The organism is Methanobacterium sp. (genome assembly GCA_016222945.1).
Classification (GTDB): domain Archaea; phylum Methanobacteriota; class Methanobacteria; order Methanobacteriales; family Methanobacteriaceae; genus Methanobacterium_D.
Genome location: JACRPY010000002.1, coordinates 240,853 through 253,563, shown reverse-complemented (window position 1 = coordinate 253,563; position 12,711 = coordinate 240,853). Strand labels below are relative to the sequence as shown.

Sequence of the window (12,711 nt, the reverse complement as noted above, 5' to 3'; positions counted from 1 at the left end):
AAAAAAAGGTGTATCAAGTGGATATAGAAGGCTTTGTAAGGCAAGCGATAAAGCATGATTCTGAAGAATCTGTTAGAGAGAATTTAACTCAAAAAATAATGGAATACAAAGACATAGATTCTAATCAAGCTTTAAAAATGGCATCTGCCGTGATTGAAGAAGTGAAACATACATTAGAAATTGAATCTCACCCTGATGATTTCCTAAGAGAATTAATAGAATACCCTCGAGCAGATGTGGCCATGGGCCAAATTGGTGTGGGCTCCAGAGGAGCTGGAGACTTTTTTGTTCACAGAAAAATAGCAGAAATTGTTTCAAGCAGCCATACAAACGCTTTTATAACTCCTGAAGCTCAAGATGACGGTGGTGTGGTCAAAAAAAGTGTAAACTCCAACGATATTTATGTAACAACTGCAGTAGACGGTATACACTCACGATTAAGTGAATATCCATTTTTAGGAGGATTTCACGTTGCAAGAGCCGCGCTTAGAGATGTGTGTGTCATGGGCGCCGACCCTGTGGCCGTTATAAGCGATTTACACCTTGCAGATGACGGGGATGTTGGAAAATTATTTGATTTTACTGCAGGAGTTTGTGCAGTCTCAGAACTTGTAAATGTGCCTCTTGTAGCTGGAAGCACGCTTCGAGTAGGTGGAGACATGGTTTTAGGGGACCGATTAGTAAGTGCAGTAGGTGCAATCGGAATTTCAGAATATCCTCCAACAGCAAGGAAAAGAGCAGAAGTAGGAGACGTTATATTGCTGACTGAAGGCTCTGGAGGCGGAACTATAACCACAACAGCCATATACCATGGAATGTTCGACGTTGTAAACGAAACAATGGACATAAGCTTCATAAAAGCATCAGAAGCTATATTTAATGCAGGATTACTTCCAAAAGTTCATGCAATGACTGATGTTACAAACGGAGGGCTTCGTGGCGATGCACATGAGATTTCAAACACAACAGGCCTGGGACTAACCTTTTATGATGATAAAATAAGAGCTGTGATAAACCCAAAAGTACTGGAAATGCTTGAAAAATTAGATATAGACCCCCTCGGAGTTTCAGTAGATTCATTAATGATAATAGCACCAAAAAATGTGGCAGAAGAAGTTAAAAAAGTAATATCCAGCGTAAATGTAGGTATAACTGAAATTGGATTTGTTGATGGAACTGGAAAAGCCAAACTTGTAAAAAATGGTGTTGAAGAAGAATTAAAACCATTATTTAGAGAAGCAGCCTATACAAAGATTAAAAAGATCGTGGGAGATACAACACCTGAAGATTTTGAGCTTATGAAACAGAAGGTTGAAAAAGCTGCTTTAGATTCCATAGCCAAGAAAGATAATGTAGTTAGAAGTATAAAAGAAAAATAATTCATTCATAATAATAAAACTAGTTACAAAAGAGGTTTTATGGACAATAAAGGATTTATATTCACATTAGATGCTGTGCTGGCCGTTATACCTGTTTTTATTATACTTACTGCTGTAACTTATATTAGCAGTGATTTTTCAGCACCAGCCCCTCAAATACGTGCATCTAATGAAGCTCACGACATATTAGAAACGATGGCAACCTACAAAAGCACTCCCACCGACTTTACAGCGCTTCAAAGTGTTACAGATGCATTGAAAACTAAAAATTATGATTCAGCAGAGCAGATTGCAGGCTCATACTTCAATAAAACTATGGGTAGTTTGAAATATAATTTTACAGAAGTAAATCAGCTGAACACTACCATTGCAGCTAATGCAGACATGAAAAATGGCCGTAACATAGCAGTTGGGGTTAAAAACTGCGGCGGATACACATTTAAGCTTTATATATGGGACTAAAAAATTAAAGCTAAAACTTATTATCTATTAGATTTAAATATTTTATTCTGTTTAATAATTTGAATAAATCAGGTAATCTTATGAAAAACAATGTTATCATGGACGATGGCGTTAAAAAACGCTTTGCAGAATTTATTTCAATCATAGCATACGCGCCCACAATCTCAATTCCTGCATTTGCAATAATCAACTATTATCTTCTTAATATACACGATTTTTTAATAGTAACATGTATAACCACTGTTTTTGCAGGTCTTTTACCAATTTTACTTGTTTACGGGTGGATGAAAAGTAAAAAAACACGAGGTATGCAAATAGAACTGGACATACCCGAGCGAACAGACCGAAATGTACCTCTCCTAATGGTAATTATATCTTATTTGATAGGTGCAGTTATATTATACATGATTAACGCCCCTACAATCACGACCATATTAATGTTCTGCTATTTTTCCAATACATTGATTGTATTCTTCATAAATCTTTACTGGAAAATCAGCATCCACTCAATGGGAGTTGCAGGACCTGCAGCTGCTTTAATTTATGTTTTCGGCCCAATAGGAGTCATATTTAGCACAATAATCCCTGTTGTTATGTGGAGCCGATTATACCTTAAAAGACACACGCTTCTACAAGTTATAAGTGGCGCATTACTTGGATTAATATCAACAGCCATCCAAATTATGTATTTTACAAAAATAATCCATTTATAATTTTTAATTCATTTATTATTCCACTTCATTAAAATTTAAATATGAAAAAACACTAATAGAAAATATAGAATTTATTTAAATTCAAAAAACACTGCCTCTATTTAATTATTCAGATTCTATTTTGAAAATTAAAATGTTTTTTGCCCTGGTAGTGTAGCGGATATCACGTAGGATTGCGGATCCTATTACCCGGGTTCAAGTCCCGGTCAGGGCATACTTATTTATTATTTTAAAGCTGAATTAACTCCCTGTAGTAGTCATTTGCCCTTTTAATTAATGTGTTAAAATAGTAACCTAAACTCTTAATAAATATACTTTTCTATTTACTCCTAACAATAATGATTTATATACTATCAGTATGATTAGTTATTAATAATAGACATTTATAGTTATTAGTTACATATTTATCCTGTTTTATGTGGCTTTAATCTCATTTTAAGATTTATAGGCCTCAAAACATTAAAAAATGTTTAAATATGGATATTTCAGATTATATTCCCTAATAAACTATTTATGAGCTTTTAGGTGACTAAATTAGTTTGAAGTGAAAATATGGCTATAAGAGACAATAAAAGTTATAAATTAAAGGGAGAATTATCAATACTGGGAACAGGTTTTGATTTTCAAGGTGTTAAAAACCTTATTTCTGATTTAGAAGATTTAAAATCATCTGGAATTTATTATGAACTTTTTTATGTTTTTAGCAATTGGAGAGAACCTGTTGATACAACTCTAGCTAATAAACAATTACAACCTATCAGCCCTTTCCTAACTCGTGCAATATCTAATAACTTAGATCCGGAACAAGCTAATGTTTTTTCAGGCTCTATTGACTATTATTCCTTTTATAATCTTTATCGTTTCATTAACTGGATTTATTCCATGAATTTAAGAAGATGTTTGCATGAAGACGATGTTAAAGCTGTTTTTTCAAGTGATATTTTAGAAAAAATCATTTTAGGACTTGAAAAATTTAAATTTGTACAGTCTACAGCCAGCTTTAATGATAATGATTTTTTTTACCATATTAGGCAAATTAAATGGACAGATAAACATACTGAAAGATTCCATGATAAATTACATGATTTACTGGCTTCAAAATGCTGTGATGAAATTGGAGATAGGGAAATTTCATTCAAAAGAGAACTAAAAAGAATAACTAAACTTCTTGCTGCATGCAACGCCCTAAACAAAGAAAGAATAAACATGACAACATCTGATATTATATCTGCCTATAAAATCCTTTTTACGATTATGCGAACAGACATGAGTCTTTTAATCAATAAAAACGCTTATACGGGCCTATTAACTTGTCATGGATGTAATGGTTATTACCAACTCCAGGAAGACGAAACTCCTAACGATTTTGTTTATTGTAGTTGTGGCAGCACCCTCATGTACACCAAATCATTAGAAGAAGTCGAATATCATGGAGAAACCATTAAAGAGCTGATGATTGATGGAAAAGGCCTAATTGCGGGAGTAATAACATCACTAAGCATTGCATTTATATTCCATAATATCGCGTTATTAACTTTATTCAGCGGATTTATAACTGTTTTTATGGCTAAAAACCACACTCATGACTTCAAATACGGTTTCTTAACTGGAAATATCTCTGGTTCGCTCCTTGTAATAGCAATTTTCATATTTGGAATCATAATATCTGGAATAAAATTAAACAACATATCTTCAATTGGAGATATTACTATATTTATATTCATACTGGTTTTAGGGGTTTTTGCAATCTATTGCGGCAGAATAGGAACATTCCTACTTAAACAGTTTAAAAACAGAGACATGGTTCCAGTGAACTATTAAAATTCATTTTTTAAATACATATAATGGTATATACTCTATTAAAGCAATATACCATATGATTTGGATCTATTAACTGGGTTCAAGTCCCTATCCGGACATGGTTTCAATTAAACTTCTATTTTTACCATTATATTTTAATAATAAACCTTATATACTCATATTCTAAACTATATTGTACTAATTAAACTGAGGAATTTAAATTGGATAATTTATTAAAGAAATTAGGATGGAATGCCTTTTTCGGGAAACATTTTAGGGATTATGTTGGATTATATGAACCAGCAAGAGTCTCAACTGTGTACAAAAATGGTTATAACGTGTACACCAAAGATGGAGAGATTCGTGCAAGAATTTCAGGTAATCTGCGCCAAAAGGAACATCTTCCTGCCGTAGGTGATTGGGTAGCCATATCAAAAGATGAAATAGGTTCTGCCACTATACATGTCATTCTCCCTCGAAAAAGCAAGTTTTCAAGGAAAGAAGCAGGTAAAGTTACCGAAGAACAGGTAATTGTCGCTAACATTGATACTATTTTTATAGTCACTTCACTAAACAGAGATTTTAACTTAAGAAGGATAGAAAGATACCTCGCTATTGCTAATGAAAAAGGTGCAGAGCCTGTAGTGATTCTAAGTAAATCAGATCTTTGTAAAGATGTAAATAATAAAATAAATGAAGTTGTGGAGATAGCACCCGGGATAAATGTAGTTGCTATCAGTGCAACTGAGAATGATGGCATAGAACAATTATCACCTTATCTTAAGGATGGTAAAACCGTCGCATTGCTGGGTTCATCTGGTGTTGGCAAATCTACACTCATCAACTCTCTTGAAGGTTATAAAAGACAGAATATCGGCAAAATACGGGAAAAAGATAGTAGGGGAAGACATGTTACAACTGAAAGAGAATTGATCATGTTAGAGAATGGCGGTTTAATTATAGACAATCCTGGAATGAGGGAATTGCAGCTATGGGATGCTGGAGAGGGAATGCTGGATCTTTTCAGTGATATTATAGAACTTGAGATGCAGTGTAAATTTTCCGATTGTTCGCATGAGACTGAACCCGGATGTGCAGTTAAAAATGCCATAAGTGATGGATCCCTGTCTGAGAAAAGACTGGAAAGTTACCGAAAATTACAGAGGGAAATACAGGCAGTTGAAAGGAAAAAAAACCCTAAACTTGCAGAAAAAAAGAAATGGAAAGATATAAAAAAAATGGCCAAAGAGATTAAAAAGATCAAGAAAAGGTAAACAGTATGAAATAAATACTAAACTCACCTAATCATCTGAAGCTTTAATTATTTATTCTTAGATATTTGAAGCAGCTTATTTGTTGTTTTCCAATTTCTTGTCGTAGCTTTGGTTTTTAACTTTTTTTCAAATACATTATTTGTTAATTTTGTTCTTGCATATCCATTTGGACAATAAAGGTACACTTCTTTATCAATGACTTCAAATTTCTCATTTATGTCTTTATTTATGTCTAAATTCTGTATAATTTCTGTTTCAGGCCGCTCTTGCAAAAAGGTCACATGTAACTTATCAATTTCAATGTTTGATTCTTTAATAAATGGGTTACCATTGATGATGTTTTCCAGTTCATCTTCATTCCTAATAATCAGATTAACCTCAAATCCAAATGTTTGAGTTATGTTTTTTTCAATATCTCGCGCAGTTTTTACAGTGTCAATAGAATCATGATTAAAAATTACATTACCACTTTGAAGATACGTTTTTACATCTTTAAAACCCATGGATTCAAAAATATTTATTAAATCAGCCATTTTTATTCTATTTTTACGGCCAACATTAATTCCTCTAAGCAAAGCAATATATCTCATTAATCAATCCTCTTTTAATGTCAATTTGAAAGAATTCAAATATTATCGTCCATTTAGTCTTAAACTAACGTGATAAAATGAAAATGAAGTTTATCTATGCTTATCTTTCAATAAAACTTAATCTTCCAGCTTTATTAAAAACAATGCTCTTCTTCCACGAATCCTTTGTTTCAGGAAAATCTTCCCTGTAGTGGGCGCCTCTACTTTCCCTGCGTAAAATTGCTGATTTGGTGACAAGTTCAGCCACATCAAGCATTTTAATTATTTCCAGTGCATCAAGAAGGTCTTTATTGTAACTTGTGATGTCTGACACTTTCATATCTTTTAACATGGATTTAAGTTCATTAATCCTCATTAATGCATCTTTTAAACCATCTTCATTACGTATTATAGCCACATTTTTCCACATGAGTTCTTCAAGCTCTTTTTTAATCTCAAATGGATATATATCACCATTTTTCAAGAGTTTTAAGATACGTTCTTTTTCAGCATTAACAAATTTATCATTAGATTCAATTTCATCATTTATGGCATTTTTAGCTGCAGCTTCACCTGCACGCTTACCAAATACCTGAGTATCTGCAAGTGCGTTTCCACCAAGCCTGTTTGCACCATGAACTCCACCAGCTGCTTCACCTGCAGCGTATAAATTCTTTATTGTGGTTTCACCATGTTCATTTATCCTAATGCCGCCCATAAAATGGTGTGCAGTTGGTGCAACTTCCATTGCTTCGTTTCTTATGTCCACACCAACATCCTGAAACTGTAAAAGCATGGTTTCAAGTTTCTCTTCAATTATTTCATCTGGAAGGTGAGTTACATCCAGATAAACCCCTCCTATTTTTGTGCCTCTTTCTTCTCTTATTTCATTATATATGGCTCTTGCCACTATATCCCTTGTTGCAAGTTCTCCTCGAGGGTCATAATTTTTCATGAACCTTTCATCTTCAGCATTGATGAGTTTACCGCCTTCTCCACGCACAGCTTCTGTGACCAGGACTCCTTTTCTTGATTCTGGATATATCATGCCTGTTGGGTGGAATTGAACCTGTTCCATGTCTAAAAGGTCTGCTCCAGCATCATATGCTAAAGAATAACCATCACCAGTTTTCTGCAATGTGTTTGAAGTTACAGGATAAAGCCATCCTGCCCCTCCACTACCCATAACAACTGATTTAGCCTTAAAGACCATGAATTTAGAGTCTTTAAGTGACAACCCACAAGCTCCTATTACTGAATTTCCTGATTCATCTAAAATCAGAGATGTTACCATGATTTCATCAAGGGTTTCAATATCTCGTTTAAGAACTTCTTCTTTTAGGGCCATCATCATTTCATGGCCTGTTCTATCTCCCTGGAAGCATGTTCGCCTGAATTGTTGCCCCCCAAATGGGCGCTGGTTTATTTCTCCAGATTCCTGCCTATCAAAAAGAGCTCCGTAACTTTCAAGTTCAATGAGTCTTTGTGGTGATTCTTCTACAAGAATTCTTGCAAGTTGGGGATCGTTTAGATACGCTCCTCCTTTCATTGTATCTTCAAAATGAGCATCAGCATCATCTTCACTGTCAACTGCTGCAAATGATGCGTTATATCCTCCTTCCGCCAAGGTTGTGCATCCTGATTTAAATGATAACCCTTTTGATATTATTAAAACGCTTAAATTTTGTTTAGAAGCTTCTATTGCTGCTCTACATCCTGCTCCGCCAGAGCCTATTACTAAAACATCGTGCTTGTAAATTTCACTTTCCATAGTATGAAATTATATGCTATATTATTTAAATTTTGATCACATGATAACAGGTAGGACTAAATATAAAAAGGATCAATGCAAAATTCTTATTATTAACCTAAAATATAAAAAAATCAAATTTCAAGTTAACAAAGATTTTATAACACATTAAATATGATATAGGGGGTATTATTTGGATAAAAAGAAAATTATTAAGCTTGCAAAAAAGGATTTTGAGGGAGCATGGGCAATGACTCCACAAACTTTAAAAAAACCCCATCATGATGAGGAATATCCTCGTTTAACTCTTAAAACTGGTAAAACCCATATGCTATACGATACAGTGGCCCAGTTAAGACAAGCATATCTAAATTTAGGGTTTAGCGAAGCAGTAAACCCTGTTTTCATTGAAGAAGACCATATTTACAAACAATTCGGCCCTGAGGCTCCAGCAGTCTTAGACAGATGTTTTTATCTTGCAGGACTTCCAAGACCAGATATTGGGATTGGAATGGATAAAATTGAGAAAATTGAAAAAATTGGAGTTAATCTAAAGGGAGAAAAACTCAATAATCTAAAGAATGTATTTAGAGGCTATAAAAAAGGAGATATAAGTGGGGATGATTTAGTTTTAGAGGTTTCAAAAGCTCTTGAAGTTTCAGATGATGTAGGGCTTCGTGTTATTGAAAAATTCTTCCCAGAAATCCGTGAATTAAAACCTATAGCTTCTAAAACAACTTTAAGATCACATATGACCTCCGGATGGTTTATAACCCTCCAAAATATCCATAACAAAAGGCCGTTACCCATTAAACTGTTTTCTATTGACCGATGTTTTAGAAGAGAACAACGTGAGGATGCAAGCCATCTTATGACTTACCATTCAGCCTCCTGTGTTGTTGTTGGTGATGAAGTCTCTTTAGATCTGGGTAAAGTCATATCTGAAAATTTACTTGAGCATTTTGGTTTTGAACAGTTTAAATTTGCCCCAGATGAAAAGAAATCAAAATATTATGTCGCTGACACTCAAACAGAAGTTTATGGATATCACCCTAAGCTCAATGAATGGGTAGAAGTGGCTACTTTTGGGTTGTATTCACCAATTGCCCTTGCAAAGTATGGAATTGAAAAAGATGTTTTAAACATTGGTGTAGGTGTTGAAAGGATTGCAATGCTCCTCTATAATCAGTTAGATATAAGAGAAATGGTTTATCCTGAAACTTACGGTAAATGGAAGCTTTCAGACCGTGAAATTGCTTCGATGCTAAGAATAAATTATTATCCTGCAACAGGTGAAGGTAAGCAGTTAATGGACGATATAACAAATGTATTTAAAGAAAATGGTGATGTAACATCACCATGTGAATTTACAGCCTTTGAAGGCAACTTTTTAGGTAAAAATATACTGGTTAAAGCCATAGAACCTGAAAAGGGTACAAAACTGTTAGGGCCTGCTGCATGGAATAAAATCTATATAAACAAAGGCGATATAATTGGCGTTCCCCTAAAAGATATTGAAGATGAAAAAGCCATTCAAGCTATGGAGAAAGGCATATCAACCGGAATTAGTTATATGGACGGTATTTCAGCATATGCAGCCTATAAAATTGAAGAGATGGTTGTAAGCGGTAAAGATAAAGTCACTGTAAGGGTTCCCATATCCAGATCTGTTTCTGATATAAATTTAAGGCTTGATGATGTTGCATTAAATTATATAACAAGTAAAAATAAGGCAATAGATGTAAGAGGGCCAGTTTTCTGCACTATAACCTGTGTAGTTAAGGAATAAGTTTAAAAAAAGGATTGTTGAACAATTTGTCTAAATAAAACTATTAAAAAAAAAGATTAAGTTAATGTGATTTAAATGGAAATTAAAGGAATTGTAACGTCAGGACAAGGGGAAGGAGCTTATTTCATGTCTTTACCCATATATAAAACTCAGTTTAAGGATAAACTTAATTTCACTCCTTTTCCAGGTACTTTAAACCTTAAAATTGGTGAGGGTGAGATCAATGCCATTCATTCCATTCGGGAAGATAAAATGGAAATCATCAAAGGAGAAGGTAAATTTGGGGATGTACTGCTTATAAAAGCAGTTGTAAATGATACAATAAATGGTGCTATTATTTTTCCAAAAAAAACAACTCATGGAGAAAGTATTCTTGAATTTATAGCCTCTAAAAATCTTAAAGAAGAATTAGGTATTAAAAATGGAGATTTTGTTAAAATAGCTCTTAATTATTAATTTTTGATCCTTAATTTTTTATGCAAATAGTTAAGTACATTTAAATGTATTATACCTAATTGTTGAATTCATAAAATTTACATTTTTACTAAATAACCTAAAGGAGTCACAATCAAATGATAAACGATGCATTGAAAGCGCTGAAAGATGGAGAAATCATTTTAGTATTTGATAGCGATAACAGGGAAAAAGAAACAGATATGATAGTTGCAGCTGAACATATGACCCCTGAACATATGAGAATAATAAGAAATGATGCTGGTGGGCTTGTCTGCGTTCCACTTTCATCAGAAGTTTCAGATAAACTTGGAATTCCATTTATGACTGATATAATGGACGTTGCAGCTCCTAAATATCCCGTACTTGGCGAACTATCGCCCACAGACATACCTTACGATGAAAAATCCGCATTTTCAATAACAGTAAATCACAGGAAAACATTTACAGGAATAACTGATAACGACAGGGCATGTACTATAAAAGAACTTGCTCTTCTATGCAAAAACGGTGCCTACAATAATTTTGGAAAATATTTCAGGGCACCAGGACACGTTACACTACTTCGAGCAGCTGAAGGACACGTACTTAAAAGACAAGGCCATACAGAAATGTGTATTGCTCTTACAGAGATGGCAGGGTTAACTCCTGTGGCTGTATGCTGTGAAATGATGGATGATAAGACTGGTAACTCTCTTCCCACTTCAGAAGTTGAAAAATACGCTGAAGAAGAAGGATTACTATTTTTAAGTGGTGAAGAAGTTATAAAAGCTTATAAAGAATTCAACCTTTTAAAAGGTTGATCAAAAATTACTCGTAAATGAATAAGTTACAAAAGCTTATAAAGAATTCAACCTTTTAAAAAAAGGTTGATCAAAAATTACTCGTAAATGAATAAGTTACAAAAGCTTATAAAGAATTTAATAAGCAAAAATAACTTTTAAATATTCTTTTTTAGAGCTATTTTTTTAATTTAATTAAAATAAAAATATTATTAGTTTAAATTAAATCCTTTTTTTATTTAAAAGATCTAAGAATATCCTCATGTGATAAATAACCTTTAAACTCAGGTATCTTTGCCATTTCAAGGATTTCAGTAACATTTAAGTGCTCCTCAACTGCCTCCATAGCATTTAAACAGAATTCTTCTAATTTTATTTCTACTTCAGGAGTATTACCTCTTTCAGTCATCTTTATCTTTGGAATCTCTCCAATTACATTCACATTAGTCTTTTCAGTTATAAATGAAGATGCTACCTTGGAAATGGACTTGTCATATACTCTGTTTAGGATTACTCCACTTGTTTTAACTCCAATTTTATTCATTGTTTCAATATGACCTACAATATCTATAGCTGCTGTTTCAATTCCTCCTTTACTGCAGGATGAAACCATAATAACTGGAATATCAGCTGCTTTTGCAATCTCTGCCGATGAAAATGGTGTTTTTTCATTGAGCATTCCTGTAAATGCACTCATAACTCCCTCGATAAAAACAATGCCATAGTTTTGATGTTTTAATTCTTCAAGGATCTCTTTTAAATCCATCCAACCCAACCCTCCAATTTGAATGGATGAAAATTTCTCCATATTTTCCTTATTAAGGTAAAGTGAAGGCACAATATCCCTTATATCAGGCCCAACTTTTAGTACACCTACTTTATAGCCCCTTTTTCTTAAAACTCCTACGATACCTGTTGTAATAAATGTTTTTCCAGAATCTGAACCAGTACTTGCTATCATTAGGGTTTTTGGGATATTTTCAGTTTCTGAAGCTGTTTTAGAATATTCAGCATGTATATTTGTATCAATACCCATTTCGCCTTTAATTTTCGCTAAAAGTTCTTTATTTTTGTCTTTAATTTCTAAAATATCTTCTTCTGTTGCATCAATAAATTTAAGTATATTATCCACAAGGGCTTTGTTTTCATCCAGGCAACCGTGAACCATTGTGCCTATAACATTTCCTTCATCATTTTTAACCCCTGATAATATTTTTCGAGGATTATTTTGATAATCTGTTCGTTTAACATTGGATAAAAATAGTGGCTGTGCATCTCCTTCAATTAACCCATAGGTATGGCAGTGGAACCCTTTAACTTTCTCTCCAGTCATTCCTTCGGTTAAAAAGGAGTTATCAAGGATTTCTGCTTCAACTCTGTCTGTTCCAATCATTGGCTGGAATGAAACATCTAAAATTCCCATTCCCTCCCTTTCAATTGGGCATGGGGAACGTCTTCCTATGTCTATTTTGTTTGCAAGAAGCTGAAATCCAGAGCACATCCCCAAAATAAACTTTCCTGCCTTTTCCATTTTCCGAATTTCAGATTTTAGAGTATCACTTACACTTTGTGATTCAATGATACTTCCACCAGGAATTATTAAGCCATCAAGTGCTTCATGTGCTTTTTTGCCATTTAATAATCCGTTTTCTTTTACAATATGGGTTGGTAAATTCCCAAAATTTTCAAAAACTGGCAATGCACCTTTTACGTATAAAAGTCCTATTTTTTTCATTATTT

The 12,711-nt window shown here is 33.6% G+C and carries 11 protein-coding genes and 1 tRNA gene; 9 read left to right on the top strand and 3 right to left on the bottom strand.

The features are described from left to right. Positions 1-17: 17 nt before the first annotated feature. From HZC47_01245 to rsgA, 6 genes are all read left to right on the top strand, one after another. On the top strand, positions 18-1,379 hold the full coding sequence (locus HZC47_01245; protein MBI5679513.1) for a hypothetical protein: 1,362 nt from the start codon (positions 18-20) through the stop codon (positions 1,377-1,379). A 39-nt stretch (positions 1,380-1,418) separates the two neighbouring features. After that, positions 1,419-1,841 (top strand): hypothetical protein, encoded by a 423-nt coding sequence (locus HZC47_01240; GenBank protein MBI5679512.1) that lies wholly within the window; start codon positions 1,419-1,421, stop codon positions 1,839-1,841. An 80-nt stretch (positions 1,842-1,921) separates the two neighbouring features. Next, entirely contained in the window at positions 1,922-2,554 is a 633-nt protein-coding gene (locus tag HZC47_01235) for a phosphatase PAP2 family protein (protein ID MBI5679511.1), read from the top strand. Between the two features lie 142 nt (positions 2,555-2,696). Beyond that, positions 2,697-2,768, top strand: a tRNA-Arg gene (locus HZC47_01230). A gap of 338 nt (positions 2,769-3,106) precedes the next feature. Further along, positions 3,107-4,375, top strand: coding sequence for a hypothetical protein (locus tag HZC47_01225; protein ID MBI5679510.1), 1,269 nt, complete (start codon positions 3,107-3,109; stop codon positions 4,373-4,375). Positions 4,376-4,575: 200 nt separating this feature from the next. After that, positions 4,576-5,628, top strand: a complete 1,053-nt coding sequence (gene rsgA / locus HZC47_01220) for a ribosome small subunit-dependent GTPase A (GenBank protein ID MBI5679509.1) — start codon at positions 4,576-4,578, stop codon at positions 5,626-5,628. A 47-nt stretch (positions 5,629-5,675) separates the two neighbouring features. Here the strand turns inward: rsgA and HZC47_01215 are convergent, their stop codons facing one another. Together HZC47_01215 and HZC47_01210 are read right to left on the bottom strand one after the other, a co-directional pair. Continuing rightward, the gene (locus tag HZC47_01215; protein ID MBI5679508.1) at positions 5,676-6,218 is read right to left on the bottom strand and encodes a DUF1697 domain-containing protein; all 543 of its coding nucleotides are present in this window, start codon (positions 6,216-6,218) and stop codon (positions 5,676-5,678) included. Between the two features lie 100 nt (positions 6,219-6,318). After that, on the bottom strand, positions 6,319-7,968 hold the full coding sequence (locus HZC47_01210) for a fumarate reductase subunit A (GenBank protein ID MBI5679507.1): 1,650 nt from the start codon (positions 7,966-7,968) through the stop codon (positions 6,319-6,321). A gap of 172 nt (positions 7,969-8,140) precedes the next feature. Between HZC47_01210 and sepS the strand changes: the two genes are divergently transcribed. The 3 genes from sepS to ribB all read left to right on the top strand — a co-directional run bounded on the left by sepS (position 8,141) and on the right by ribB (position 10,992). Continuing rightward, a complete protein-coding gene (gene sepS / locus HZC47_01205; protein MBI5679506.1) occupies positions 8,141-9,736 on the top strand; it encodes an O-phosphoserine--tRNA ligase in 1,596 nt (531 codons plus the stop codon). 75 nt (positions 9,737-9,811) lie between these two features. Further along, the gene (locus HZC47_01200; protein ID MBI5679505.1) at positions 9,812-10,192 is read left to right on the top strand and encodes a CTP-dependent riboflavin kinase; all 381 of its coding nucleotides are present in this window, start codon (positions 9,812-9,814) and stop codon (positions 10,190-10,192) included. 116 nt (positions 10,193-10,308) lie between these two features. Further along, positions 10,309-10,992, top strand: a complete 684-nt coding sequence (ribB, locus tag HZC47_01195; protein MBI5679504.1) for a 3,4-dihydroxy-2-butanone-4-phosphate synthase — start codon at positions 10,309-10,311, stop codon at positions 10,990-10,992. Positions 10,993-11,206: 214 nt separating this feature from the next. Here the strand turns inward: ribB and HZC47_01190 are convergent, their stop codons facing one another. Continuing rightward, on the bottom strand, positions 11,207-12,706 hold the full coding sequence (locus tag HZC47_01190; protein MBI5679503.1) for an AAA family ATPase: 1,500 nt from the start codon (positions 12,704-12,706) through the stop codon (positions 11,207-11,209). Positions 12,707-12,711 lie beyond the last annotated feature (5 nt).